The organism is Dyella sp., from assembly GCF_051962475.1.
Lineage (GTDB): Bacteria > Pseudomonadota > Gammaproteobacteria > Xanthomonadales > Rhodanobacteraceae > Dyella_A.
This window is the reverse complement of the sequence record NZ_JBQCCF010000032.1, coordinates 97,302-124,226: the sequence shown is the minus strand read 5'-3', so window position 1 is coordinate 124,226 and position 26,925 is coordinate 97,302. Positions and strand designations below refer to the sequence as shown.

General features: G+C 66.9%; 24 protein-coding genes. 18 read left to right on the top strand and 6 right to left on the bottom strand.

Going from position 1 to position 26,925, the window contains the following annotated elements; all coding sequences use genetic code 11:
• The 6 genes from ACTHJF_RS07215 to ACTHJF_RS07190 all read left to right on the top strand — a co-directional run.
• On the top strand, window positions 1–307 hold a 307-nt coding region (locus ACTHJF_RS07215; RefSeq protein WP_440266517.1), incomplete at its 5' end, for a DUF1427 family protein.
• Window positions 307–2,160, top strand: a complete 1,854-nt coding sequence (locus tag ACTHJF_RS07210) for an amidohydrolase (protein ID WP_440266516.1) — start codon at window positions 307–309, stop codon at window positions 2,158–2,160. The genes ACTHJF_RS07215 and ACTHJF_RS07210, both read left to right, overlap by 1 nt.
• A 23-nt stretch (window positions 2,161–2,183) precedes the next feature.
• On the top strand, window positions 2,184–3,083 hold the full coding sequence (locus ACTHJF_RS07205; protein ID WP_440266515.1) for a VOC family protein: 900 nt from the start codon (window positions 2,184–2,186) through the stop codon (window positions 3,081–3,083).
• Complete coding sequence (locus ACTHJF_RS07200) at window positions 3,080–3,502, top strand: DoxX family protein (RefSeq protein ID WP_440266514.1); 423 nt, start codon at window positions 3,080–3,082, stop codon at window positions 3,500–3,502. The genes ACTHJF_RS07205 and ACTHJF_RS07200 overlap by 4 nt, the downstream gene beginning before the upstream one ends.
• The gene (locus tag ACTHJF_RS07195) at window positions 3,490–4,935 is read left to right on the top strand and encodes an alginate export family protein (protein ID WP_440266513.1); all 1,446 of its coding nucleotides are present in this window, start codon (window positions 3,490–3,492) and stop codon (window positions 4,933–4,935) included. The genes ACTHJF_RS07200 and ACTHJF_RS07195 overlap by 13 nt, the downstream gene beginning before the upstream one ends.
• 13 nt (window positions 4,936–4,948) lie before the next feature.
• On the top strand, window positions 4,949–5,659 hold the full coding sequence (locus ACTHJF_RS07190) for a YoaK family protein (RefSeq protein ID WP_440266512.1): 711 nt from the start codon (window positions 4,949–4,951) through the stop codon (window positions 5,657–5,659).
• Between the two features lie 83 nt (window positions 5,660–5,742).
• Here ACTHJF_RS07190 and ACTHJF_RS07185 read toward each other — a convergent pair whose 3' ends face one another.
• Complete coding sequence (locus ACTHJF_RS07185) at window positions 5,743–5,883, bottom strand: hypothetical protein (RefSeq protein ID WP_440266511.1); 141 nt, start codon at window positions 5,881–5,883, stop codon at window positions 5,743–5,745.
• A 611-nt stretch (window positions 5,884–6,494) separates the two neighbouring features.
• On the opposite strand from ACTHJF_RS07185, the gene ACTHJF_RS07180 reads away from it, so the two are divergent.
• From ACTHJF_RS07180 to ACTHJF_RS07140, 9 genes are all read left to right on the top strand, one after another.
• Complete coding sequence (locus ACTHJF_RS07180) at window positions 6,495–7,475, top strand: MBL fold metallo-hydrolase (RefSeq protein WP_440266510.1); 981 nt, start codon at window positions 6,495–6,497, stop codon at window positions 7,473–7,475.
• Window positions 7,476–7,687: 212 nt separating this feature from the next.
• Entirely contained in the window at window positions 7,688–8,308 is a 621-nt protein-coding gene (locus ACTHJF_RS07175; protein WP_440266509.1) for a cation transporter, read from the top strand.
• Between the two features lie 152 nt (window positions 8,309–8,460).
• Complete coding sequence (locus tag ACTHJF_RS07170) at window positions 8,461–9,174, top strand: ZIP family metal transporter (protein ID WP_440266508.1); 714 nt, start codon at window positions 8,461–8,463, stop codon at window positions 9,172–9,174.
• A gap of 146 nt (window positions 9,175–9,320) precedes the next feature.
• Window positions 9,321–9,695: a hypothetical protein gene (locus ACTHJF_RS07165; RefSeq protein ID WP_440266507.1), complete on the top strand. Its 375-nt coding sequence runs from the start codon at window positions 9,321–9,323 to the stop codon at window positions 9,693–9,695.
• Between the two features lie 70 nt (window positions 9,696–9,765).
• Window positions 9,766–11,064, top strand: a complete 1,299-nt coding sequence (locus ACTHJF_RS07160) for a TolC family protein (RefSeq protein WP_440266506.1) — start codon at window positions 9,766–9,768, stop codon at window positions 11,062–11,064.
• Window positions 11,061–12,155: an efflux RND transporter periplasmic adaptor subunit gene (locus ACTHJF_RS07155; RefSeq protein WP_440266505.1), complete on the top strand. Its 1,095-nt coding sequence runs from the start codon at window positions 11,061–11,063 to the stop codon at window positions 12,153–12,155. Before ACTHJF_RS07160 ends, ACTHJF_RS07155 begins: the two co-directional genes overlap by 4 nt.
• Entirely contained in the window at window positions 12,155–15,274 is a 3,120-nt protein-coding gene (locus ACTHJF_RS07150; protein WP_440266504.1) for an efflux RND transporter permease subunit, read from the top strand. Before ACTHJF_RS07155 ends, ACTHJF_RS07150 begins: the two co-directional genes overlap by 1 nt.
• Window positions 15,271–15,588 carry a P-II family nitrogen regulator gene (locus tag ACTHJF_RS07145; protein ID WP_440266503.1) on the top strand — a complete coding sequence of 106 codons (318 nt, stop codon included), beginning with the start codon at window positions 15,271–15,273 and terminating at the stop codon, window positions 15,586–15,588. The genes ACTHJF_RS07150 and ACTHJF_RS07145 overlap by 4 nt, the downstream gene beginning before the upstream one ends.
• 206 nt (window positions 15,589–15,794) lie before the next feature.
• Window positions 15,795–16,472 carry a hypothetical protein gene (locus tag ACTHJF_RS07140; RefSeq protein ID WP_440266502.1) on the top strand — a complete coding sequence of 226 codons (678 nt, stop codon included), beginning with the start codon at window positions 15,795–15,797 and terminating at the stop codon, window positions 16,470–16,472.
• A gap of 28 nt (window positions 16,473–16,500) precedes the next feature.
• Here the strand turns inward: ACTHJF_RS07140 and ACTHJF_RS07135 are convergent, their stop codons facing one another.
• Window positions 16,501–18,114, bottom strand: coding sequence for an ABC-F family ATP-binding cassette domain-containing protein (locus ACTHJF_RS07135; protein WP_440266501.1), 1,614 nt, complete (start codon window positions 18,112–18,114; stop codon window positions 16,501–16,503).
• A gap of 294 nt (window positions 18,115–18,408) precedes the next feature.
• On the opposite strand from ACTHJF_RS07135, the gene ACTHJF_RS07130 reads away from it, so the two are divergent.
• From ACTHJF_RS07130 to ACTHJF_RS07120, 3 genes are all read left to right on the top strand, one after another.
• Window positions 18,409–18,843 carry a sigma factor gene (locus ACTHJF_RS07130; RefSeq protein ID WP_440266500.1) on the top strand — a complete coding sequence of 145 codons (435 nt, stop codon included), beginning with the start codon at window positions 18,409–18,411 and terminating at the stop codon, window positions 18,841–18,843.
• An 18-nt stretch (window positions 18,844–18,861) separates the two neighbouring features.
• A complete protein-coding gene (locus ACTHJF_RS07125; RefSeq protein WP_440266499.1) occupies window positions 18,862–19,275 on the top strand; it encodes an Ohr family peroxiredoxin in 414 nt (137 codons plus the stop codon).
• A 124-nt stretch (window positions 19,276–19,399) separates the two neighbouring features.
• Window positions 19,400–22,273, top strand: a complete 2,874-nt coding sequence (locus ACTHJF_RS07120; protein WP_440266498.1) for an ATP-binding protein — start codon at window positions 19,400–19,402, stop codon at window positions 22,271–22,273.
• 28 nt (window positions 22,274–22,301) lie between these two features.
• Here the strand turns inward: ACTHJF_RS07120 and ACTHJF_RS07115 are convergent, their stop codons facing one another.
• The 4 genes from ACTHJF_RS07115 to ACTHJF_RS07100 form a co-directional block, all read right to left on the bottom strand.
• Complete coding sequence (locus tag ACTHJF_RS07115; RefSeq protein ID WP_440266497.1) at window positions 22,302–22,652, bottom strand: hypothetical protein; 351 nt, start codon at window positions 22,650–22,652, stop codon at window positions 22,302–22,304.
• A gap of 105 nt (window positions 22,653–22,757) precedes the next feature.
• On the bottom strand, window positions 22,758–23,429 hold the full coding sequence (locus ACTHJF_RS07110) for a response regulator transcription factor (RefSeq protein WP_440266496.1): 672 nt from the start codon (window positions 23,427–23,429) through the stop codon (window positions 22,758–22,760).
• A gap of 31 nt (window positions 23,430–23,460) precedes the next feature.
• Complete coding sequence (locus ACTHJF_RS07105) at window positions 23,461–23,832, bottom strand: response regulator (protein ID WP_440257458.1); 372 nt, start codon at window positions 23,830–23,832, stop codon at window positions 23,461–23,463.
• Window positions 23,832–26,669, bottom strand: a complete 2,838-nt coding sequence (locus tag ACTHJF_RS07100) for a PAS domain-containing protein (RefSeq protein ID WP_440266495.1) — start codon at window positions 26,667–26,669, stop codon at window positions 23,832–23,834. Before ACTHJF_RS07100 ends, ACTHJF_RS07105 begins: the two co-directional genes overlap by 1 nt.
• Between the last annotated feature and the right edge of the window lie 256 nt (window positions 26,670–26,925).

Here is a 26,925-nt window from a genome sequence, read left to right as displayed (position 1 = left end):
CGCGGCCGCTGCAGCGGCCGCGTCGTTCGGTCGTCACCCGGAGAGGCCTATGAAACCCTATCTGTTGTCCTTGGCCGCCGGCGTGCTCGTCGGCGTGATCTACGCCCTGCTCCGCGTGAAGTCGCCGGCGCCGCCCACCATCGCGCTGATCGGCCTGCTCGGCATCCTGATCGGCGAGCAGATCGTTCCCGTCGCCGCGCGGCTGTTCCGCGGGGAACCGGTGGCCAGCTTCATCCGGCATGAGTGCACGCGGGAAATCCTGCGCGGCCCTGCCGCGCCGCCGCAGGATCCGAAGGACCTCAGTTGATGGCCGCCGCCGATCTGCTCATCGTCAACGCGCAGGTGACCACCCTGGACCGCGCCAAGCCGCAGGCCGAGGCGGTGGCCATCCGCGATGGCCGTTTCCTCGCCGTGGGCTCCGAGCGCGAGGTGCGCGCCGCCGCACCCCAGGCCACGGTGATCGACGCGGACGGACGCCGCCTGATCCCGGGTCTGATCGACAGCCACATCCACGTCATCCGCGGCGGCCTCAACTACAACATGGAGCTGCGCTGGGACGGCGTGCCGACGCTGACCGATGCGATGGCGATGCTGCGCCGGCAGGTGCAGAACACCCCGCCACCGCAGTGGGTGCGCGTGGTCGGCGGCTTCACCGAGCAGCAGTTCGCCGAGAAGCGCCTGCCGACCATCGACGAACTCAACGCGGTGGCGCCTGACACGCCGGTGTTCATCCTGCACCTGTACGACCGCGCCCTGCTCAACGCCGCCGCACTGCGCGCCGTGGGTTACGCGCGCGACACGCCCAACCCGCCCGGCGGCGAGATCGTGCGCGACGCGCAGGGCCACCCCACCGGCCTGCTGCTGGCCCAGCCCAACGCCACCATCCTCTACGCCACGCTGGCCAAGGGGCCGAAGCTGCCGCCGGACTATCAGCGCAATTCCACCCGGCATTTCATGCGCGAGCTCAACGGCCTGGGCGTGACCAGCGTGATCGACGCTGGCGGCGGCGCGCAGAACTACCCCGACGATTACCAGGTAATCGAGCAGCTGCATCGCGACGGCGAGCTGACCCTGCGCATCGCCTACAACCTGTTCACCCAGAAGCCCAAGGACGAGCTGGCCGACTTCCGTGGCTGGGCCCACACGATCAGCCCCGGTCAGGGCGACGACACCTACCGCGCCAACGGCGCCGGCGAGATGCTGGTGTACTCGGCCGCCGACTTCGAGGACTTCCGCGCACCGCGCCCGGAGATGCCGCCGAACATGGAGGCGGACCTGGAGCCGGTGGTCCGCCTGCTCGCTGAAAAGCGCTGGCCCTGGCGCATGCATGCCACCTACGACGAGACGATCAGCCGCGCGCTGGACGTGTTCGAGAAGGTGAATCGGGACATCCCGCTCAACGGCCTCCACTGGTTCTTCGACCACGCCGAGACGATCTCCGAGCGCAGCATCGACCGCATCGCCGCGCTCGGCGGCGGCATCGCCGTGCAGCACCGCATGGCCTACCAGGGCGAGTACTTCGTCGAGCGCTACGGTGCCCGGGCCGCCGAGGCGACCCCGCCGGTCAAGCGCATGCTGGAGAGCGGCGTGCCGGTGGGCGCCGGTACCGACGCCACCCGCGTGGCCAGCTACAACCCGTGGGTGTCGCTGTCGTGGCTGGTGACCTCCAAGACCGTCGGCGGCCTCACGCTGTACCCGCAGCGCAACCGGCTCGACCGCGAGACCGCGCTGCGGCTTTGGACCGAGGCCAACACCTGGTTCTCTTCGGAGCGGGGCAAGAAGGGGCAGATCAAGGTCGGCCAGCTCGCGGACCTCGCGCTGCTATCAGACGACTACTTCGCCGTGCCGGAGAGCGACATCGCGCACCTGCGCTCGGTACTGACCGTGCTCGGCGGCAAGGTAGTGCACGGCGAGGGCGACTACACCCCGCTGGCGCCCGCGCTGCCGAAGCCGATGCCGGACTGGTCGCCGGTGGCCACCTTCGGCGGCTACTGGCGCACACCCGATGCACAGCTGCGCCAGCGCGTTTCCGCCTGCGCATGCGACAGCGCCTGCGGCGTGCACGGCCATGCCCACCTCAAACCCCTGCAGGCTAACGTGCCGGCCGGCGACGCCCGCGGTTTCTGGGGCGTGTTCGGCTGCAGCTGCTGGGCCATCTGATTCCACCACGCAAGGATCCTGCGATGCTCCGTCTCCCCTCCCTTCTCCTCGCTGTCGGCCTCCTGGGCCTGGGCACCGCACCGACGGCGCGAGCTGACGCGCCGGCGAGTCCCGGCTACGCGGTCGGCGCGCAATACGACACTACCCACGTGTACGTCGCGCCGGCGGATTTCGACCGCTTCGTGGCCAGCTTCGTCGCCACCTTCGGCGGCAGCACCAGCAAACAGGGCGTGTTCCAAGTGACGCCCACGCCGAGCAAGACGATGTCGCAACTGGTGCTGACCCCGGCGGGCACGATCTCGGTGTTCGGCTTCAAGACGCCGGTGCCGTATCCGTTCGGCGTCGAGCGCACCGGGTATCTCGTTACCGACATGGATGCGGCGGTGGCTTCGGCGGTGAAGCACGGCGCCACCCGGCTGGTGGAAACCTTCCCCGACCCGATCGGCCGTGACACGCTGATCCAGTGGCCGGGCGGCGTGAACATGCAGCTGTACTGGCATACGCAGACCCCGCACTACCCTGCACTGGCGACGGTGCCGGAGAATCGCGTCTACCTCACCGCCGATGCTGCCGATGCCTTTATTGGTGACTGGGTGGCCTATGCCCACGGCAAAGTGACGTCCGACGACCGTCAGGCGCCCGGCGTGGAGGTCGGCAAGCCGGGCACCACGTACCGCCGTGTCCGCATTGCATCAGGCTACGGCAAGCTGGTGGTGCTGGTCACCGACGGCAAGCTGCCCTGGCCCTACGGCCACGACATGACCGGCTACGAAGTGAAGGATCTGGCCGCGACGCTGGCCAAGGCGAAGTCCGCCGGCACCACCGTGCTCGATGGCCCGTACGTCGCCAACGGCCGCAAGGCGGCACTGCTGAAATTCCCCGGTGGTTACATCGCCGAAGTGCATCAACAGGTCGCGCCGTGAGCGCTGCACCGGTGCCCGGGTTCGTGCGAGCAGTGGTGCGTTCGGCGTGGATCGCCTGGGCGATCCGCGCCGCACTCGCGTTGCCGTTCGCGGCCAGCGTGATCGCCAAGCTGGGCAACTGGCCGGGCGCCGTCGCTGAATCGGTGGCGCTGGGTTTCGGCCATCCAGTGTGGATCGCCGGTGCCACCATCGCCACCCAGGCGATCGGTTGCGTGCTGCTGTTCACGCGGCGACTGTGCTGGCTGGGCGCGGGCATGCTGGCGGTGTTCACCGCGTGCGCCACGCTGGTGGCGCACGCGTTCTGGACTCTTGAGGGCGCCGAGCGCATCGCGCAGATGAACACCTGCTTCGAGCACGTGGCGATCATCGGCGGCTTCGCCGCGCTGGCGGTGCTGGTGCACCGCTCATGCGCGGACTGATACGCCGCCTGGCCGTTCCCGCACTGGGGACGGCCATCACCTGTCTGCCGGCCACGTCCATCGCGCGCCAGGCGACCACCACCGACAGCGGCAGCGCCGCGGCGCCAGCAGGCTATGCGCCGTGGCATGCGCCGGTGCTCACCACCGAGCGCTACAACGAGGACTGGTCGCTGCTGGCCGATTCGGCCACGCGCAGCGGGCACTGGACCGAAGCGTTCAAGTATCTGCCGCTGGGGGCCGCGCCGGGTGTCTACCTGACTACCGGTGTCGAACTGCGCGTTCGCTACGAGCGCTATCGCGGCAACGTCTGGGGCAGCGCGCCCGACGAAGGTTACGTGTGGAAGCGCGCCCTGCCCTACGTCGATCTGCATGCCGGCCAGGCGCGCGTGTTCGTGCAACCGATCTTCGCCGACGCCGCCGGCGTGAAGCCGGCGCCCGGACCGATCGACCGCACCGGCACCGACCTGCTGCAGGGCTTCGCCGATGCGCTGTTCCAGCTCGATGCCGATACCAGCCTGCGCCTGCGTGCCGGGCGCGAGTTGCTGAGCTTCGGCAGCGAGCGGCTGATCGGCACGCGCTACGGGCCCAACGTGCTGCTGGCGTTCGATGGCGGCCGGGCGATCGTGCACCGCGGCGCACTCACCGCCAACGTGTTCTACGTGCGGCCGGTGGAACCGGGCCCGCACGCCTTCGACGACCGCCACTCGCCCACCCGCGCACTGTGGGGGCTCTACACCACGCGTGCCTTCGCTGGGGGCGGGCTCGATCTCTACTACCTGGGCTATCGCAACGACCACGCCGCGTTCGAGCAGGGTCAGGGGCGAGAGCAACGCCACACGGTGGGCAGCCGGCTGTTCGGGGCCACCGATGGCTGGCACTGGAACCTCGAGGGCATGCTGCAGGGCGGTCGCTTTGCCGACATGCCGATCCGCGCCTGGTCGCTGGCCACTGAGTTCGGGCGCAGCCTGGCCACGCTCGCGTTCGCGCCGGACATCACCGTGCGCGCCGACGTCGCCAGCGGCGACCGCTCGCCGCGCGACCATCGCCTGGGCACCTTCAATGCCCTGTTCCCCAAGGGCAAGTATTTCGGCGAGCTGTCGCCGATCGGCCCGTACAACATCGTCAATCTGCAGCCGGGGTTGACCTTCACGGTGTTGCCGCGACTGCAGCTTGGCCTGCTCACCACGCTGTACTGGCGCCAGAGCCGCGGCGATGGCATCTACGACATGCCGGGGCATCTGCTGCGCCCGGGCGATGGCAGCGGTGCCCGCTGGGTCGGCCGCGAGACCGAGCTCAGCATCGAGTGGCAGGCCAGCGCGGAGCTGACGCTGGCCGCTTCCGTGTCCCAATTCCGCCCTGGCGCCTTCATTCGCCAGACTGGCCCGGCCCGACGCATCGGCATGCTCGGGCTGGAAACCAATTTCCGTTTCTAGAGGGAGTCTGCCCATGTCCTCCTGGCGATTGATGTCGCGTGACCCGCTGGTGCTCCTGATGATTCTGCTCTCGGCCCCCACCGGCGTGGTCGACGCGGTAAGCGTGTTGGGGCTGGGCAAGGTGTTCACCGCCAACATGACCGGCAACGTGGTGTTCCTCGGTTTTGCTGCTGCGGGAGTCCCCGGGTTCAAGTGGCCGCTGTACGTCATCGGGTTGGCTTGTTTTGCGGCAGGCGCGATGCTGGCTGGACGCATCGGCAAAGCGCATGCGGGGGGCAGCCGCCGGCGCTGGCTGGTGCGCGCGGCGCTGGTGGAAGCCGCGCTGCTGTGGTCGTCTGCCGTGGTGGCCGTGGACATGGTGCCGGTGCCGATGGGCGCTGAGACGGTACCGTGGACCGCCTATGCGGTGATCGCCCTGTCGGCAGCAGCCATGGGCTCGCGCAACGCCACCGCGCGCCAGCTCAAGGTACCGGATCTCACCACCACCGTGCTGACCCTGACCATCACCGGCATGGCCTCGGACTCCCGGCTGGGTGGAGGCAGCAACCCCAACCTGGCGCGTCGCGTCGCTGCGGTAATGGCAATCCTGCTCGGCGCCATGCTCGGCGCATGCTTGCTCATGGCGTGGGGGCTGGCGCTGCCGCTGTTGCTCGCTGGCGCTTGTGTGTTGCTCGGCACTCTGTGGCTGGCCCGGGATGAATCGCCGGCGGTGGGTGTCTCCTGAGAGCCAGCAAGCGGCAGCCATCGTTTGGCGGGGGCGATATCGGGCAGGGCAAAGCTCGGCAGCCGGTCTCCTACAGCATGACCTTAGCCATCGGGGAGCAGGTCGTAGGTCGATATGCAGGCGAACGCATGCCGTTGCAGCAGATGGATTTCAGCGCCGCGATCCTGCGCGTGAGCTATTTCATCGGCAACGAGCAAACCTTCCGAGGCGTGGTGCCACAGCATGGTGTCTACCCGAGGTCGATCAGCGACAAGAGCGTGGCCGTGGTCGATGCGCGCGATGTCGCTGAAGTCGCTGCGATCGAAATGATCCGTCGCAGCAAGGAGCGGACAGGCGGCCGATCGAAACGGCCCACTTGGTGGGGCCGGATACGCTCACCGGCGCGGTCGTGGAGGCAATCTGTACCGACGTGCCGGGACGGGCGGTGGTGTAAGGCGGCGACAATCCCTCTGCATTCGAGCAGAACGTGGCCTGCTGCATGCCCCAATAGCAAGCCCGCGAGATGCGCCGGATGTTCAAGCGCTACGTGGGTGACAGCCTGATCGTGGAGCCGTTGACGTGATGCGCCTGCAACGATTGTCAGGCCGCCGCATATGGATCGCGGGTTTGCGACGGAGACGGCCAAGGCAATGGGTTGCGGGGCATGCGTTGGGTGGGTAAGAGACCGCTCCATCCAGCGTCAAATTGCCGGGCAGACGGCTCGACGTTGGTCCAGGTTGACGGTGTGCGGGCGGTTCCGGAGCATTCCGCACGTTGTGAATTGCGCGCTATCAGCACGCACGCGATATTTCCATGGTGGCCCAACGCCGCCCTACTCCCTGCAAGGATCCCATGCATGACACACAAGCGCTCCCTGATCCGTACTGCCATGCTCTGCGCGCTGCTTGCCGGCGCGGGCCTCGGCCTCGCTCCAGTCCAGATCGCCCACTCCGCCGCGCCGATGGTGAAGACATCAGCCCCGGGCTTCTATCGCGTGATGCTGGGCGACTTTGAGATTACCGCCCTGTCCGACGGAACGGTCGACCTGCCGGTGGACCAGCTGCTGATGAAGACCACGCCGCAGGCGGTGAACAAGGCGCTTGCCGCGTCGTTCGAGAAGGCTCCGCTGGAGACCTCGGTCAACGCTTTCCTGGTCAACACCGGCAGCAAGCTGGTGCTGATAGACACCGGCGCCGGCGCGCTGTTCGGGCCGACCCTGGGCAAGCTGCTCGACAGCCTGAAGGCTTCGGGCTACCAGCCGGCGCAGGTGGACGAGATCATCCTCACGCACATGCACCCGGACCATGTCGGCGGCCTGATCAAGGACGGCAAGATCGCCTTCCCCAACGCTGTGGTACGCGCGGACAAGCGCGACGCCGACTACTGGCTGGCGAAGACCAACCTGGACAAGGCGGCCGACGCCGACAAAGGCTTCTTCCAGGGCGCGATGGCTTCGCTCAATCCCTACGTGGCCGCGCACCAGTTCAAGCCATTCGAGGGCGATACCGAGATCGTGCCGGGCATCCGCGCCATCTCTACCGTCGGCCACACGCCAGGCCACGCCTCCTACGTGGTGCAGAGCAAGGGCCAGAAGCTGGTTATCTGGGGTGATCTGGTGCACGTGCAAGCCGTGCAGTTCGACCAGCCCTCGGTAACCATCCACTTCGACAGCGACCCGGCCAAGGCCGAAGCCGAGCGCAAGGCCGAGTTCGCCAAGGCGGCGAAGCAGGGTTACCTGGTGGGCGCTGCGCACCTGGCGTTCCCGGGCCTGGGCCATGTGCGCGCCAAGGGCCACGCCTACGAGTGGGTGCCGGTGAACTACACCAACATCCGCTGAGTACATTGCGGGCCAGCACCCGCTTTGCTCCAAACAGCAAAGGGTCGCGTGGCGACCCTTTGTTGTTTAGCCGGCCGGGACGGCGACGCCCCCTTGCAACCGTCGGCCGGGTCCACTATCTCTCTTGATCACGGCTCAGCAGCAGGCGCGGAAAAGCTCCATCGCATCGCGCCACCTCGTACTGCTCAAACGCCCTTTATGAGAATCACACCATGACTGACTCCTGTTGCGGCGGCTGCAACGCCGACCTCACAGCTTTGCACGCCTCGCAGCGGCGCGTGCTCACGATTGTGCTGATCATCAACGCCCTGACCTTTCTCGGCGTGCTGGTGGCCGCGCTGTGGTCCGGCTCGTCGTCGCTGTTGTCCGGCGGGCTGGACAACCTGGGCGACGCACTCGCCTACGGGCTGAGCCTGATGGTCGTTGGTGCCAGCGCAAGGGCGCAGGCCAGGGTGGCGCTGTTCAAGGCGGGCCTGATCCTCGCGGCGGCACTCGCGGTAGCTGTGCGCATCGGCTGGCATGTGCTGCATCCGGTGCTACCCACGCTCGACGTCATGAGCCTGGCGGCGCTGGCGAACCTCGCAGCAAACGCGTTCTGCCTGTTCCTCCTCTCCCCCCATCGGCACAGCAACGTAAACATGGCCTCGGTGTGGGAATGCTCACGCAACGACGTGATCGAGGGTGTGGCTGTGCTGGTCGCCGCCGGCGGGGTCTGGCTGACGGGCGCGGGCTGGCCCGATCTGGCAATCGCGGCAGGCCTGCTGGTGATGTTCCTACGCTCGGCAGCCCGGGTGTTCAGGCGGGCGTGGGGCGAGCTTCAAGCCGCGGCGTAGCAGGCAGGTCTCGGCGAAGCTGCCGCGCGTCTCCAGCGCGCTTGCGCTTCACCTGCCGCCGAGCGACGCCCGTTTGCCGATGAAGGCGTCGCGTTGACGCTGGCGCTACGGCGTGCCTGCTGAGGTGCCCGCCCCGCAACCGGGAGAAACGCATGATCGCAACGGTGGTGTCCTTTGCGCTTGCCCCGCTGCTGGCGATGGCTGGCGGTGGGCTGTTTGGAGCGTTCAAGCCGCCGACGCCCAGGCTCGGCAGCGCTATGCAGCACTTCGCCGCCGGCGTGGTGTTTTCTGCCCTGGCCGTGGAGATCCTGCCGGACATCATGCATCGGCAGGCACCGCTGGCGGCGCTGGGTGGGTTTACCGCCGGCGTATTGTTGATGCTCGCACTGCGTTCGGCGGGTTGTCGCCTGGAGAAGGCCAGCGGCAGTCCTCTGGGCATGACGCTGGTGGTGGGCACCGACGTTCTGATCGATGGCCTGCTGATCGGTGTGGCGTTCACCGCCGGCACGCGTGAAGGCGTGCTGGTAACCATCGCGCTGGCGGTGGAGATGCTTTCACTTGGCCTTGCCACCGCCGCCTCGCTTGCGCGCGCCGGCGCCAGCCGCACACGCACGATCGTCAGCGTGTCGGTGCTGGCGCTGCTGCCGATGCTCGGCGCCGTCGTCGGCAGCCTTGCGCTGGGTGACTTGAGCGGCCGCTGGATGGAAGCCGTGCTGGCGTTTGCCGCGGCGGCCTTCCTGTATCTGGTGACCGAGGAGTTGCTGGTGGAAGCACACGAGGTGCCGGAAGCCCCGTGGATGACCGCGTTGTTCTTCGCCGGCTTTGTCGGCTTGATGATGCTCGACATGCTGGCGCCAGCCGGGTGAGTCATGTCGCCGCGCTTCTTACGCGATCATGTCTCTCGATAAACGGTCGAACAGAAGGGCGCGCTCGAACTGAACTGCAATCGAGGAACGGCGGATAAGGTTCGGGTAATTGTCTAACACCCGAACGGTTGCGTACGATCCCACCGATGTTTTCCACGCCCCCTTCCCTGCTGAGCAAGATCCGGCGCCATCGCGGCCTTTGGTCGCTGGCGTTCGTGGTGCTGTTGCTCAAGCTGGTTTCGGGGACGGTTTGCCTCGCAGATGGCGTCGCTCCGCTAAAAGCATCGACGACGGTTACCGTGGCGCTCACTGCCGAAGAAGCATCATCGCTGCTTGGCGATGATGCATGCCTGCTGGGTGAGGGCACGGAATGCCATTGCGCCTGTGTGCATAGCATCGCTTTGCCGACGATCGCCAGCTATACCTTGCCCCCCGTGGCACCGCAGTTTGTTCCGCCCACGCTGAAAGCCATGCGCCTGGCTGCGCCGCCCGGCGCGCTTCATCGCCCTCCTATCGCCTGAAAGCGACTGCTGCTGCATTCGGCCGTGAATCACGGCCGGATGCTCCCGTCTGCTTTCAGGAGAATCCTGCATGCCCGTGTTTCGATCGGTGCCACTTGGCGCCGTCTGTTTGCTGTTCGCTGCCGCCGCCTTTGCGGCAACACCCCCACTTGAAGAGCGCGCGTCGCACACACTATCCGCGCCCTCCTCCGCCACCGCGCCACCGACGCTGACGGATGCGGTCAAACGCATCTGGACCACCAACCCGGAGGTGCAGGCAGCTCGCGCCGAGCTGGAGGCGGCTCGTGCCCGCGCGCGCGCAGCGGCGCGGCCGCTGTACAACCCATCCCTGGCGCTGGATGCCGAGAACGCCGACGTCGACCGACGCACGGCGGGGCTCAGCCTGCCGCTGGACCTGTCGGGAAAGCGGCGCGCACGGCTCGATCAGGGCAACGCTGCGCTTCGCGCGACCGAAGCGGCCTACGACGTGCGCCGACGGGACCTCGCCGCCCGATGGCTCAAGGCATGGGTCGCCGCGGCCCTGACCGAACGTCAGGCCCAGCTCGGCCAGCGCCGCGTGCGGCTGATGCAGCGATTCGACGAACTCGCCGCCGAACGGTTGAAGGTGGGCGACATCAGCAGCCCCGAGCGCGATCTTGGGGGACTCGCGCTGGGCGAGGCCCAGGTCCAGCAAGCTGCGCTGGCAGGCAACGCGGCCGCGGCGCGAGCAGCGCTGCGCGCCATCGAAGGCAGCGCCGCAGCGAAATCTCCACCGCCACCGTCGACGCTGCCTCCGCCACCCGACACGGTGGCACCCAGGGCGACCGATGATCTGCCCGACATGGTGCAGGCGCAGTCAGAACTGGCCAGTGCCGAGGCCGGCGTACGGGTGGCCCGCCGCGCCCGCATCCCCGACCCCACCATCAGCCTCACCGGTGGGCAGGTGCGTAGCGGTCCGCGTACGGATCGCGTCATCGGCCTGAGCCTCTCGATCCCGCTGCCCGTGCTCAACAGCGGCCGCGCCGAAGTCGACGCGGCGATGGCCGATGCCGATGCCGCGGCGGCGCGGCTGCAATCGCGGCGCCAGTCGCTGCAGGCGCAGATCACCGAGTTCGCCGAGCGCTATGGCGCGCTTCGCGAAGCCGACCGGGCATTTCGCGGCAGCCGAGCGGCGGCCTTCGAAGATCGCGCGGCCTTGCTCGAGAAGCTCTGGCGCGCCGGCGAGATCAGCACCTCCGATTACCTCGTACAGCTCAAGCAAAGCCTGGACACCGCGCTGTCCGGCCTCGAACTGGAAAGCCAGGCCTGGCAGGCCTGGTTCGACTACCTCACTGCGGCGGGCCGTCTGAACGACTGGCTAGCCGGCAACACCCAGGACGCGAACCGATGAAAAGTCCCCTCCTCTCCCGCACCCTGCTCGCGCTGTCGCTCACCGTTGCCTGCGCGGGCGCAGTGGCCCAGGAAGCCCCCACCAACAACCCGCTCGCGCTGGATGCCGCGGCCATCAAACAATCCGGCATCGTCATCGACAAGGCCGCCACGCGCGTGCTTGCCGACGAGCTCAAGGCTCCGGGCGAAGTCAAGGCGGACGCCTATTCCACCGTGCTGGTTTCGCCACGCGTCGAGTCCCAGGTACTCAAGCGCAAGGCCCGCCTCGGCGACGTGGTGAAAGCGGGCGATCCGCTGGTGGAACTGTCCAGTGTCGACGTCGCTGGCACCCAGGGCGAACTGATCGTGGCCGAACAGGACTGGCGCCGGATTGCCGCGCTCGGCCCGCAGGCCGTATCGGCGCGTCGCTACAACGAGGCGAAAGTCGCGCGCGACCAGGCCCGCGCCAAGCTGCGCGCTTATGGACTGTCCGAAGGCCAGATCCGCAGCCTGCTCAAGGCCGGCTCCGCCCACGCCGACGGCAGCTACGACCTGCTCGCTCCCGCCGACGGACGCGTCACCACCGACGATTTTCTGGTCGGCGAGCGCGTGGCGGCCGGACGCACGCTGTTCACCCTGGTGCAGGAGAACTCGGTCTGGGTCGAGGCTCAGATGTCTCCGGCTGAGGCCGAGCAGGTCAAACCGGACGATCGCGTCCGCGTGATCGCGCACGACAGCGAGTTGACCGGTTCGGTCATCCAGCGCTCGCATCAAACCAATGAGCGCACCCGCACGGTGCCGGTGCGGATCGAAGTGGACAACCGCAACGATCTGTTGCATCCCGGCGAACTGGTCGAAGCGCACGTCACGGTGGGTGGACAAACCGAGGCCGTGGCGGTGCCCGCCGATGCCATCGTGCTGCTGCAGAACCAGCCCACCGTGTTCGTGTCCCGCGGTACGAAGCCGTTCGAGGCCACGCCTGTGGTCACCGGCGAAACCCGCAGCGGCTGGACCGTGATCACGCAGGGCTTGAAGCCCGGCACGCCCTACGTGCGCAAGGGTGCCTTCGTGCTCAAGGCGCGCCTGCTCCGCTCGCAGTTGGGAGAAGAGTGATGCTCGAACGACTGGTTGAACTCTCCCTGCGCTACAAGGTGCTGGTGCTGATCGTGTTCGTGGTGGTCGGCGTGCTCGGCTACCAGGCCGTACGCCAGCTGCCCATCGACGCCTTCCCCGACGTCACGCCGGTGCAGGTGAACGTCTACACCGAAGCCTCGGGCCTGGCCGCCGAGGACGTCGAGCAACTGCTCACCACGCCGGTGGAGTCGGCGCTGGCCGGCCTGCCCAAGGTGCAGGAGATCCGCTCGGTGAGCCTGTTCGGGCTCTCGTATGTGTCGGTGTATTTCGCCGACGACATGGACATCTACTTCGCCCGCCAGCTGGTCAACGAACGCCTGCAACAGGTGGGCGACCGCCTGCCGGACGGCTACGGCAAGCCGGAAATGGGGCCGAACACCTCCGGCCTTGGCCAGGTGTTCTGGTATACGGTGGAGCGGGCCGACGACAAACTGAAGAACGCGCCCAGCGACATGGACCTGCGCACGCTGCAGGACTGGACGATCCGCCTGATCCTGCGCACCGCACCCGGTGTCGACGATGTCACCTCGTGGGGTGGGCAGGAGAAGCAGTACCAGGTGCGTATCGACCCGATGAAGCTGATCGCGCACCAGTTGGGCTTCAAGGACGTCATCGAGGCCCTGCAGGCCAACAACGCCCAGGTCGGCGGCAACTTTGTCGACGTGGGCCGTGAGCAGTACTTGGTGCGCGGCCTCGGCCTGGTCGCCGATGGCAAGGACATCGGCAACATCGTGCTCAAGACCGAGGACGGCACGCCGGTGTATGTGCGCGACGTCGCCACGGTGACCGAGGCCGGTGCCCCGCGCACCGGCGCAGTGACCCGCGATGGTAAGGAAGTGGTAATGGGCCAGGTGCTGGCGCGCATCGGCGAGAACGCCAAGAGTGTGGTCGATGCGGTAAAGGCCAAGCTCGACACGGTCAAACGCGCCCTGCCCGACGGCGTGAAGGTCAAGCCGGTGTACGAACGCACCGAGCTGGTCAACGCGGCGGTCGAGACGGCCGTGCGGGCCCTGATCGAGGGATCCGTTCTCGTAGCACTGATCCTGTTCCTGTTCCTGGGTGAACTGCGCAGCGCGCTGGTGGTGGTGGTTGCGTTGCCGCTGGCGATGCTCATCGCCTTCATCTGCATGGGTCAGGCCGGCTTGTCGGCCAACCTGATGTCGCTGGCGGGGCTGGCGATCGGCATCGGCATGATGGTCGACGGCGCCGTGGTGATGGTGGAGAACGCGTTTCGCATCATGGCCGAGCGCAAGGCACACGGGCAGCCGGTGGACCGCACCGCGGCGGTGCTGGCGGCCGCGCGTGAGGTGGCCAACCCGATCGCCTTCGCGATCCTGATCATCATCGTGGTGTTCCTGCCGCTGTTCAGCCTGCAGGGGCTGGAAGGCAAGATGTTCAAGCCGATGGCGTTCAACATCAGCTTCGCCATGGCGGGCTCGCTGCTTTTGGCGCTGACACTGATCCCGGTGCTGGCGGCGCTGGTGCTCAAGCCCAAGGAGGAAAAGGACACCCGGTTGGTGGCGTTCCTCAAACGAAACTATGCCAGCTTGCTGGCCTGGTCGTTGGCACGACGCAAGCGCGTGATGATTATCGCAGGCGCAGCGCTGGTGGGCAGCCTCGCGCTGTTCCCGTTCCTGGGCAAGGAGTTCATGCCCAACCTCAAGGAAGGCGCCATCATGTGGCGCATCACCTCAATCCCCTCCGCTTCGCTGGACGAGTCGATCGACATCTCGCGTCAAGTGTCGAACCTGATCAAGAAGAAATTCCCCGAGGTCGACACCACGCTGGCGATGATCGGCCGCGCGGAAAAGGGCGAGACTGCCGACGTCAACTACATGGAGGTCTACACCCCGCTCAAGCCGCGTCAGCAGTGGCGTGATGGACAGACACTGGAGAGTATTGAGGCGGACATGCAGAAGGAGCTCTCCGCCGCGCTGCCCACGGCGGTGGTCAGCTACACCCAGCCGATCCAGATGCGCATTGAGGAACTGATCTCTGGCGTGCGCGCCACGCTGGCGCTCAAGCTCTACGGCGATGACCTCGGAGAACTGGACCGGCTCAGCGGCAAGATAAAGGATGCACTGGCGAACGTGCCCGGTGTTGCCGACCTCGCCTTGGAGGCCAATATCGGCAAGCCGCAGATCCGCATCCAAGTCAATCGCGACGCGCTGGCCCGGTATGGCCTGAATGCCGACGACGTGCTGGCGGTGGTGAAAAACGGCATCGGCGGCGAGCCGGTGAGCACCCTTCTCGACGGCATCAAGCGCTTCGATATGACGGTGCGGCTGGACGACGCCGACAAGGCTTCGCTGCCGGCGATCGAACGCATCCCAATCCGCACGCCGGGGGGAGCCATCGTGCAACTGTCGCAGGTGGCCAAGGTGAGCGATGCGGAGGGTTACTCGTTCATCCGTCGCGAGCAACTGCAGCGTTATGCCGTAATCCAGATGGACGTGCGCGGCCGCGACATCGATGGCTTCGTGAAGGAGGCCAACGCGGCGATCAACGCCACGGTGCACATGCCGACCGGCTACTACACCGAGTGGGGCGGCGCGTTCGAGAACCAGCAGCGCGCGCTGAAGCGGCTGTCGCTGATCGTGCCGGCAACGATCTTCTTCATCTTCGTGCTGCTGTACACCGCCTTCAACTCGGTGAAATACGCGGGACTGATCCTGGCCAACGTACCCTTTGCCACCATCGGCGGCATCGTCGCACTGGCGATCACCGGGCAGTATCTGTCGGTGCCCTCGGCGATCGGCTTCATCGCGGTGTTCGGCGTGGCGATGCTCAACGGCATCGTGTTGGTGAGCTTCCTCAACGAGCAGCGCGACAAAGGCCTGTCGGTGCGCGAGGCCGTGGTGCGTGGCACCGCGCTGCGCCTGCGGCCGGTGCTGATGACCGCCAGCGTGGCAATCCTTGGCCTGGTGCCGATGCTGCTGTCCTCCGGTGTCGGCGCCGAGACCCAACGTCCGCTGGCCACCGTGGTGGTGGGCGGCCTGATTACTTCCACGTTGCTCACGCTGGTGCTGCTGCCGGTGCTCTACGACTGGATGGAAGAGCGCGCAGCCAAACGCCTCGCCAAGGAGAACACGCCATGAAAGAAGTAAAAGCCTACGTCCATCGCGGTCGCGTCGCGGACATCGTGCATGGGCTGGAGCAGGCAGGCTTCGTCCACCTGTCGGTCAACGATGTGAAGGGGCTGCTCAGTGCATCGAGCGAGCGTGAGCGCACCTACTCTATTGAGCTGGGCGAGCGGGTGACCAACCAGGTGCGGTTGGAAGTGTTCTGCGAAGACGCCGAAGCAGCCGAAGCTGTGGCGCTGATCCGCAAGCACGGCCGAACCGGCCAGCGCATCGGCGGCTGGGTGTATGTCAGCGCCGTGGAGGAGGCCTGGCCGATCGAGGGCGGCTGAGCGGTGCCCGGTGGGCTCGTCTGAGCCCACCGGGCTTCGGCATACCCTGCCCGCGGCTGCGTGGCTCAGGACTGAGCTGCGGTGCTTGCAGATGTGCTCCGAGATGGAGCCTCCGATCTGCAGGAACGGGGCATCGGGTGAAATGTCCGGACTCGGTCGGGCCAATTGCGCGATCATGCGCGGCCACCCTCCCGCTAGGACACGCCATGCACCTGGAACTGCCCAAGGTCCGCCTTGAATCGCTGAAGGATTTTCTCAAGCACTACCTGATGATCGTGCTGAGTATCCTCACCGCGCTGGGTCTGGAAGCCTGGATAGAACACAGCCATCACGAGCATGCCGCGGCTATTGCCAGCGCGGAGATCGAAGCCGAGATCCAGGGCAACCTGGAGCAGATCGAGCACATCCGTGCGCACGATCGCGAGCGCATGCAGGCGCTTGAAGCGGTCCGCGACGGCCTGCTGCACGACATTCAGGCGCACGAGTCCGATGCGGTCTGCCTGCAGCACGCCAAGGCGCGCATGCCGGACGGGCTCTATCTCGATTACCGCTGGCCGGTATTGCGCCATGAGGCCTGGTCAGTGGCCGTGGCGAACCAGTCCGCAGGCTGGATCGGCAGTGAACAGCTGCGCCGCTACTCCACCGTCTACGCCCTGCAGGATGCGAGCGCGACCCTGATGACCGCCGACATGTCGATCGTGCTCGACGGCCCGCGCATGAATGACGCGATGATCGACCTGAAGAGCGGCAGCCTGACGGGGCGTGAGCTGCTGCACGTGGTGAACCAGATGGCCGGCACGGTCAACGAGGCGGTGCACAACCTCGACAGCCTCGACAGCCGTATCCGCCAAGCCATGGATCCGGGCAAGCAAACCCCTGCATGACGGAACGCGGTGCCGTATCGCTATCCGCCTACCAAGGCGTCAGTTGCCAGCCCTGCCCTGTCACCTCCAGCCGTCGATCCAGCGCGATGCGATCGAGAAAAACGTGGTCGTGCGACACGATCATCAGCGCGCCGCGGTACTGCAGCAGCATCTGTTCGAGCGCGTCGAGCGAGCGCAGGTCGAGGTGGTTGGTGGGTTCGTCCAGCAACAGGAGTTCGGCGGGTTGTTCGCGGTAGAGCGCGAGGGCAAGCGCGGCCTTGAGCCGTTCGCCGCCGCTGAGCTCGGCCGCGGGTTTGAGAGCGGCGGCGCCGGACAACCCGAGCAGTGCGAGGCGGGTGCGCATGTCCGCCTGCGTGGCGGTCGGATGTGCGGCAAGCAGTTGCTGCAGCGGTGGCTGGTGGGGTGAGAGCAACTGCAGTTGCTGATCGAGCAAGGCTACCGGCACGTGCACCGCGCACTCTCCGGTGACCGGCGGCACTGCACCGGCGAGCACCTTCAGCAAGGTGGATTTGCCGCTGCCATTGGGCCCGACGATGCCGATACGCTGACGGCCCCAGACGGTGAGGTCGAGCGCGCTGGCGCCACCGGTACCGTACGGCAGCCGCAGGTTTTCCAACGTGGCCACCTTGCGTGATGCCGCCCCGGGCAGCTCCGGCACCAGCAGTGCGATGTCGGCGTCTTCGGCCACCTGCGATGCGGCCTCGTGCACGCCCTGCGCCCATGCCTCCTGGCGCGCGTCCTGCTCGCGTTGCCACTTGCCCATGCTCACCTGGCTCTGCTGCTTGCGTCGGCCGAGCAGGATCGGCGCCTGGTTCGCTTCGCGTCCCGCACGCGCGCCGCGCGACTGACGACGGCTGAGGTTCTCCAAGGTCTGCCGGCGTTCTGCCTCACCGCGACGCTGCTCGGCCTTGCGATGCTCCAGCGCCTGCACCGCACGCTCCTGCTCTTGCCCCCGGGCGCTTTCGTAGAACTCGTAGTTGCCACCGTAATCGCGCAGGCCGGTGGGCGAGAGCTCGACGATGCGCTGCATGACCGTGAGCAGTTCGCGATCGTGGCTGATCACCAGCAGCCCCTTCGGCCAGGTACTGAGGCGCTGCAGCAGCGCGTGGCGATGCGGGCGATCGAGGTGGTTGGTGGGCTCGTCCAGCACCAGCACGTCGGGCGCGGCGAGCCAGGCGCCGGCCAGCGCGACCTGGGTGAGTTCGCCGCCGCTGAGTTGATTCGCCGGCTGCTCGGGGCCGAGGTGACCCAGGCCCTGCTCGTCGAGCCAGGCGACCAGCTGCTGGCGGATATCCCAACGCTCGCCCACCTGCTCGAAATCCGCGGCGTCGACGCTGCCCGCTTCGATGCGTGCGAGCGCATCGAGCACCGGCTGCACGCCGGCGATGCCCGCCACGGTGGCGCCGGGTGGACAGGCGATGTGCTGCGGCACGGAGCCCACCGCTCCCGTGCGCTCGCAACGTCCGGCCGTAGGTGCCAGCTCACCGGCGAGCAGGCGCGCGAGCACGCTCTTGCCCACACCATTGCGGCCGACCAGCCCGGTGGGTCGACGGTCGAGTTGCAGATCGAGCTGGGAAAACACGCGCTGACCGTCGGGCCATGCGAACGCTGCATCGCGCAGCGTGAGGAACGCTTCCGTCATGGGAATCTCCAGGTGCCATGTGTCGGTCCATCCATGGGGATGGAGGCGGACAGGCCGTCAGCAGGACGGCGGCATCACTGGCGCATCGGACGGATTCCTCTTAAGCGGACGAAAACGGTGAGGGACTATAGCCAGCCCGGTGGCGAACGACAAACCCAACGGTGTTCTCGCCAAGGCCACGGTTCAGCGTCAGACGCCATTTGCGTCCGCGCCGCCTAACAGCAGCTAACAACAGCTCGCTGGCTGAATGTCAGCCGTGCTCCGACACTGAGGCACGCAGCGGAGGACTCTACGATGGATGCGAATGGCAACTGTTGCCGCCTGGCAACGGACAGGCTCCCGAACGATGCGCTGGTCGCATTGATAGTCGCCGCGATCGACCGCGGCACGCCGCCATGCGCGCAGTTGCTGGAGGAAGCCACATCGGTGTTCACCGCCTTCTTTCGGGGCCAGGCGCTGGCTGGCCGTATCAACGACGCGGAGCTGGCGCCGTTGGTGGCCGAGGCGCTCACCGCATTGCATCGGCACTGCGCCACGTTCGACAGCAAGGCTCCCTTTCGGGCGTGGCTGCTAGACACTGCCAGACGCGTGATGGTCGACTACCAGCGCCGCCAAAACGCGACGGCCGGCGCGAGTGAGGTCACCGCGCCAGCACCGCATTCGCCAGGCGACACCGACGGCTCGCCCCACACCCGTCGCCGTGAGCGGCGCCCTGCTGGGGTGTGCTGAGAGCCTTAGCAGCAGGTCATGGCGATAAACACGGTATTGCACACCGCGCGCACCTTCACCTCTGGAGGGCGCAATGGCGAGGCGCACACGCTTGATGGCCGGCTGGAGATCAAGCTCACCCCACCGGGTGCGCCAGGTGGTGGCGCGAACCCCGAGCAACTGCTGGCCATCGCCTGGTCGGCGTGTCTGCTGGGCGCGCTAAGGCATGCGGCGCATGCGCGAAAACTGGTGTTTCCGGCCTCGGCAGCAGTCGGCGCCGAGGTCGATCTGGCGCATGGTGAGCAGGGGTTTTTCCTGAGCGCGCGGTTCGCTGTATCGCTGCCCGGTCTGGACGATGAAATCGCCCATCGCCTGATTCTCGCCGCGCAGCGCAATTGCCCGTTTACCAAGGCCACCACGGGCAACATGGCCGTATCGTTCGTGCTGGCCTGAGCGGCCGACAAGGCAAGTGGGTCACCAGGTGCCCTCGGGGGGGCGAACATCCTATGATGACCGTGTGCAGCGCCCTTCCTCCTGGGTCGTCGCCGTCACACGCATCACCTCTGGAGAATCTGCATTGGACGACGCATCGCCGCCCAACACCGAGCAGATCGTCTTCGGCCCTTTCTGCCTGGTACCGCACAAGCGCTTGCTGACCCGCAACGGCGTGCCCCTGGACGTGGGCGGCCGCGCATTCGACCTGTTGCTCGCTCTGGCGAGGCGTCCCGGGCGCGTGCTTTCCAAACGAGAGCTACTGAAGGAAGTCTGGCCTGACGTGGTGGTCGAGGAGGGCAGCCTGCGCTTTCACATGACCTCGCTGCGTCGCCTGCTCGGCGACGGTGTCGAGGGTGCCCGCTACATCGCCACCCAGGTCGGTGTTGGCTATGCCTTTGTGGCGCCGGTGCAGCTGCAACAGCCAGTCGCCGGCGCCCTGCCTGCTGTTGCCGGCACAACTCCAGCTGCCGCCAGTGCGGTAGGTCGCCTGCCTTCGCGACCACGGTTGATCGGACGCGAGGCGGACGTCGAGCAGGTGGCGCAGCGGCTGGAACGCCCGCTCCTGTTCACCATTGTGGGCGCTGGAGGCGTAGGCAAGACCAGCCTGGCGGTAGAGATCGGGCATCGCCTCGAGCATGCCGTGTACGAGCGGGCCCGGTTCGTCGATCTGGCACAGGTGGAGGATGCTGCCCTGGTGCCGTTTGCACTGGCGGCTGTCCTGGGCGTACCCGTGCAAGCGGAGGATCCGTTGGCGGTAGTCATGGCCTACCTGCAGTCCCGCTCTCAGTTGCTCATCCTGGACAACTGCGAACACGTCGTCGCCACCGTCTCGGACATCGCCGAACGGCTACGCGAGGGCGCACCAGGCACTGCCCTGCTGGCGACGAGCCGGGAGCCGCTTCGTGCGCGAGACGAGCAGGTGTACTGGCTCCATCCCCTGGCCCTGCCCCCTGACGATGAACACCTTTCAGACGACCAGTTGCTGAGCTCGCCGGCGGTGCGGCTATTCCTGGAGCGCGCCGCTTCCGGCAACGCGTCGCTCGCGGTCGGCTCGAACGACATGCGGTTGATCGCGGACATGTGCCGGCGCCTGGATGGGATGGCCTTGCCCATCGAGCTTGCCGCGGTAAGGGCCGCCACGCACGGACTCAGTGCCACCCATGCACTGCTCGGCGAACGCTTTTCGCTGGGCTGGTCCGGTCGACGCACTGCCCTACCCCGCCAGCAGACGCTTCGCGCGATGCTGGACTGGAGCTACGGCTTGATGTCGCCCACCGATTGCCTGGTGTTCGATCGGCTCGCCGCCTTTGTCGGGCCGTTTTCGCTGGAAGCGGCAACCACCGTGGTGGCCGACACCGAAATCGACGCCACCACGGCGGCCGCGACGCTGGACCAGCTCGCCGTGAAAGGGCTGGTCGCGGTCGACACCGGTGGCACGGACGACATCTACCGCCTACTGGAAATGACCCGCGCCTATGCGAAGGAACGGCTCGCACTGAGCGGTGAAACACAGGCCCGCCTCGTCCAACAACGGCACGCAGCCTTCTATCTTCGCGTGCTGGAACAGCTGGGCGAGACACCGGACGAAGTGTTCGAGCGATCGGCGCGGCTGGGGCGCCAGCTCGGCAATGTCCGCGCGGCCCTGGAGTGGAGTTTCGGGCCGCAGGGCGATCCAGGGCTCGCGCTTCCGCTTGCCGCCGCGGCCGCGCCGCTGTTCCTGCACAACTCGTTGCTGGCCGAGTGCCGTATCTGGTGCGCGCGCGCCGCCGAGCTGCTTGAGCTGGGCTATTTCGGCACCGCGACCGAGCAGGAGCTGCAAGCGGCCCTCGGCTTCGTGCTGATGTTCACGCGAGGTAATAGCGCGGCTGCCGAAGCGGCGCTGCTGCGTGCGATGGACATCGCACAGGCGCGCAACGACCAATGGGCGCAACTGCGTCTGCTGGGCCTGCTGCAGATCTTCTACGAGCGGATTGGCGACTTCGCCTCTTCGCAGGCCTGGGCCGAGCGGGCGATCGCCATTGGCGAGGCGATTGCCGAACCTGAAGCGGTGGGGGTGGCCGCATCGCTGGCCGGTGTATCGCACCATTTGCTCGGTGACCAGCCGCTTGCACGCCAGGAACTCGAGAAGGCGCTGGACTTGAGTGCGCCCTCGCGCCGCAGCCGCACGCTGCATTACGGGTTCGATCATCGCAACCGCACCGGGCTGGCGCTGGCCAGGACGCTGTGGCTGCAGGGTCATCCCGACCAGGCGCGACACTGGGCGGACCGCGTCGAAGCCGAGGCCGTCGCGCTGGACCATCCGGTGACGCACTGCATCGCCCTGGTATGGACGCTGGGCATCTACATCTGGCTGGGCGACCTGGAGCAGGCGAAGCGGAGTCTGGACACCTTCACACGCGTCGCGCATACCAACCTGCTCGGGCCGTACATGGCCGCCGCCGTAGGGATGCGCGGCGCCATCGCCGTGCGCGAAGGTTGCGCGGACGAGGCTGTGCGCTGGCTGGAAGAGAGCCTGGCCAGGCTGCACGGCATGCGCTACGAACTGCTGACCACTTCCTTCGAACTGGCGCTGGCCGATGGCCTGATCCAGCAGGGGCGGCACCGACAGGCCAGGAATCTGGTGGAGCGCACCATCGGGCACTGTCGCAGCAGCGGCGATGCCTTCGCCCTGCCAGAGCTGCTGCGGGTAAAGGCGGCAGCCCACAAGGGTCTTGGCGAAAATGACGCACAGACGCAGGCCCTGCAGGAATCGCTCGCGCTTGCCCGGCGCCAGGGCGCGCGGGCGTGGGAATTGCGGACCAACATGGACCTTGCGCAGCAATCGTTCGAACAGGGTGACCTGCGGCAGGCCACGGCGTTGCTCGACGAATGCGATGCACGCTGGGGGCCGGAGGGACGGGATTCCGCCGACCTGCGACAGCTCGAGACGCTGCGGCAGGAACTCGGGGCTGTGTAGGTCAGCACGGGGCGGCCCGTGCGCGCCGTCAACCGTCGCTATCGAGCGCCGTGAGGAGAAAGCCGAGGACATCGCCTGCACGGCCCTGCGTCACGAGCGCTTCCGCGGTCAGCCCGCCAAGCGACGCAATGGTCGTTTCGCCATACCACTGCAGCACAGCCGCGGAATCGGGCTCGATCAATCCGGCGATCGCCAACAGGTTCGACACGGTCAATGCATCGCGTGAAGCATGTTGGCGGGGTACCGCGATCTTGCCAGCAACCATCCGCTCGTTGGGGCCGTGCGCTTTGCGATCGGCCGTCAGCAGCCGTACCGGTGGGGTGCGTGCGCATTTCGCTCTCATGGCTCGGGTCTCGGTTGGGGGCAATTGCTGCTGCATGGCGTGAGCCCGCTGCGGCTCACCACCATTGGACCCCTCCCCTTCTCATCGAGCCATCGCACGATGGTATCGGTCGCCCGAGGCGGGCGAGCGCGCAGTGCAGTGTCAGCCCGCCGGCACGGAAGTCAGCGAAAGCTGAGCTGCCATCTGCACCAGGTCCGGCAGCGTGCGTGCGCGCATCTTGCGCATGACCTTGCCTCGATGCGCCTTCACCGTGATCTCGCTGATCCCCAAGTCCGCGGCGATCTGCTTGTTCAGGCGACCCGACACCACCATGCCAAGAACTTCCCGCTCGCGCGGCGTCAGGGATCGATAGGCGTCGCGTACGGCTGCCAGGCCTGCTTCGTGGGCAAGCGCGGCGCGGCTTCGTTCCAGCGCCTCGGCGATCGCCAGCAGCAGCACCTCGTCATCGAAAGGCTTGGTGAGGAACTCGATCGCGCCGGCCTTCATTGCACGCACCGTCAGCGGCACATCGCCGAAACCGGTGATGAAGATGATCGGCATGTCGGGCCGGGCCGTACCGATGCACGCTTGCAGATCCAGCCCGTTGAGATCCGGCAGGTTGACATCAAGCACCAGGCAGCTTGGGCCCCGCGGCTTGTCCTGCTGGAGAAACGCCTGCGCGGACTCCAGCAGACGCGGCTGCCACCCGGCATGACCGATCAACAGCTCCAGCGACTCCCGCACTGACACGTCGTCGTCGACGACGAAAACGACCGGTGGCTCGTCGGCATCCGTGCGCGCGGTATTTGCAGCATTGCGTTGGGGATCCAGCATGGCGGCTCCTCCTGCGGTATCGGTCATACGGTCAGCCCACCGGCAGTGCGGCGCTCAGCGCTTTCAACAGGGCAGCCTCGCTGAACGGCTTCATCAGGCAATCCACGGCGCCCTGACGGATCAGCCGGGGACGCTCCGCCGCATCGCCATGAGCCGTGATGAAGATGATCGGGATGGCGTAGCCACGCCGCGCCAGTTCCTGTTGGAGTTCCGGCCCACACATGCCGGGCATGGCGATGTCGAGTATGAGACACCGCGTCGCCTCGGCGTCGCCGGAGGCGAGGAACGTCTCGGCAGATGGAAACGCCTTCACCGCAAAACCGAATTCGCGCAACAGATCCGGCAGCGACTCGCGCACCGACTCATCGTCATCGACCACGGACACGAGCAGACGCTGGTTCATCAAAGGCGCTCCCTGGCATCGCCGGACACCGATCCTGCATCGTCCATCGACTTCCTCGCGCGGGCGCTGCGCGCGCACGGCAACGAAAACGCGAAGGTGGCGCCGTGCCCCTCGTTGGCCATCGCCCACAGTCGACCGTCATGGCTTTCGATGATCGAGCGACTCACGGATAGCCCAATTCCCATGCCCGAGCTCTTGGTGGTGTAGAACGCATTGAACATGCGTTCCGAATCGGCCGGGTCGATACCCACGCCGCTGTCCTGAACGGCCAGACGGACGTGCCCGTCTTCCTGCAGGCGGGTGATGACGCGCAGATGCCTGGGGCGGCTTCGGATGTCGCTCATCGCGTCGGAGGCGTTGAGCACCAGGTTGAGAATTACCTGCTGCAACTGGACACGGTCTCCGCTGACCATGGGCAAGCCGTCGGCAAAGTCGGGATGGAAGACCACCCCATGACGCTGGAGCTCGCCTAGCAACATCGCCACCACTTCCCGGGCCGCTTCATTGAGGTCCAGCGGCTCCGTGCTGGCCTCCTTTTTCGCAAACAGCGCACGCAGCCGCTTGATCACATCAGACGCGCGGTTGCCGTCGCGGATGGTGCGCCGGGCCGTTTCGCGCGCACCGTCGATGTTCGGTGGTTCGGCGCCCAGCATGCGCAGGCAGGTGCTGGCGTTGGTGATGATGCCCGCCAGCGGCTGGTTGACTTCATGCGCGATGGACGCGGTCAGCGCGCCCAGGCTGGCCACGCGGGCCACATGCGCCAGCTCGGAACGGACCTTGCTCAACGCCTCTTCGGACAGTCGACGCTGGGTGATGTCCTGCAACCCGGCGATGTACTCCACGCCGCCGTCCTCGCTGCGTGTCGCGTGCGCCACCAGGTGCACCCATTTCACCCGGCCATCGGGAAAAAGCAGCCGGTGCTCGTGTTCGAAGTCGCCCGGTGAGCTTCGCTGCCGACGAATCATTTCCTCGTGCGCCGGAAGATCCTCCGGATGGATGCGCGTGTCGATCAATGCAAACGTCGGGGTCACCGACGGGTCGATCTCCAGGATGCGGTAGACCTCCTCCGACCAGACGATCTCGTCACTGCCGACGCGCCAGGAGAAGGTTCCCGTCACACTGAGCCGCTGCGCCTTGCTCATGAACGCCTGGCTTTGCTTCAACGCGGCTTCACTGTGCGCGCGCTCGATGGCGATGCTGGCAAGGTGGGTGAACTGTGCAATCAGCGTGCGCTGCGCGCGATCCGCGCCGTTGCCGTCCTGGAACAGCACCGAGAAGACAGCCATGACACCGCCGCAGCTGTACCGGATGGGCGTCGACCAGCTCGCGCGGATTCCATGCGATAGCGCCCAGGACCGCCATCGATCCCAGCGGGTCTCCGCGGTCAGGTCATCAGCAATGACCGCCTCCCCGCTCGCCGCCGCGCAGGCGATGGGGCTGAAATCGGGATCGAGTGGCTGGCCGTCCTTGCCTTCCAGCAGCAGCCCGGGTGTCCCCGGCGCAACGAGTGCCTGTACGCGCAACCGCGAGGAAGATCCTTCCAACGAATGCGTGTGCTTCGGATCGAGCAGCACCACGCTGCACAGCGCCCCGTCCAGGGAGGTCTGCGCCATGCCGCACAGCGCCTCCAGCACCGGCGCCAGCGGTGCACCGCTGGCCATCATTTCCAGCAGGCGCTTTTCGCCTTCGAGCAGCAACTCGGCGCGCTTGCGGTCGTCGATGTCCGTGTTTTGCCCGTACCACTTCACCACCTGTCCGGCGTCATCGCGCTGAGGCACGGCGCGGATCAGGAACCAGCGGTACGCCCCATCGCCGCGGCGCAGACGCGCTTCGAAAGAGCCCGGTTCGCCGACCTGGAGCAATGCCTGCCAATAGCTCCCCAGCGCAGGGGCGTCGGCGGGATGAATGACGGACGTCCACCCGGTGCCCAGGGAGTCAGCGAGGCTGAGTCCGGTGTAATCGCACCACCGCTGATTGAGAAATTCCACGCTGCCGTCGGGCGCCGCACGCCACACAAATCCGGGAACCGTGTCGATCGTCGCGCGCAGTCGGTCTTCGGACGCGGCCAGCTGCGCCATGGCGCTGGCGAGCAATGCCTCGCTGCGTTTGCGGTCGTCGATATCCACATCGAGCGTGCACCAGCGGGTGATCCGGCCCTGCTCGTCTTTCATGGGCTGGCTGCGCACGTGAAACCAGCGATACACGCCATCGAAACGGCGTGCACGAAACTCCATGTCGAATAGATCGCCGCTTTTGACGCAGCGCTCCCATGCCTCAATGGCCGCGGGCAATTCGTCGGGATGGATCAGATCGGCCGATTTCCAGCCCCGCTGCTGCTCCAGCGTTGCACCGCGGAAGGCCTGCGACTGGCGGTTGGAGTATTCGATCTCTCCATCGGGTGTCATCAGCAGGATCGAAGCAGGCAGCGCATCGGCGATCATCGCGAACGCACCGACCGACGGGCTGGCGATTGCGCCCGGTTGCCGATGATCTTCGATGTCGGTCGCCATGACGGACCAATGAGCGAGCTTGCCCGTCGCGTCGCGCACCGGGCCGGCGCGCAGCACGAACCAGCGCCAGGCCCCGTCGACACGCCGCATGCGGGCCCGCATATCCTGCGGCTGGTGCGAGGCGAGGATGCTGCTCCAGCCTTTGCGCAGGCCTGCCAGATCGTCCGGGTGGACCGCCGCCAGCCAGCCGTCACCAGCCGCCTCTGGCAAGCCCCTGCCCGTGTACTCGCACCATGCCCGGTTGACGAAGTCGACGCCTCCGTCGGGTAGCGCGGTCCAGATCATGCCCGGAAGCCCGTCGACGACGCGGTCGAATTCACCCTCCATACCGGTCCTCACTTCACGGTCGCTATCCGGCGAGAATGCGCCCTGCGACTGGTTTCTGCCCATCATACTTTGGTGTCGGATAAGGGTGCCGGGCCAGACGCCTCTGCTTGCCTCGATGCCAGGGCGATCCCATCCGAAGGTATCGGTCGATACCTTCGTGCAATCGCCCGCCCGGGTTCCCTCTGCTTTGATCTTCGACGCATGCCGACCTCGGCATGCCGCTCCCAGTGACGGGGGCGCCCGTCGAGTCGCGCCC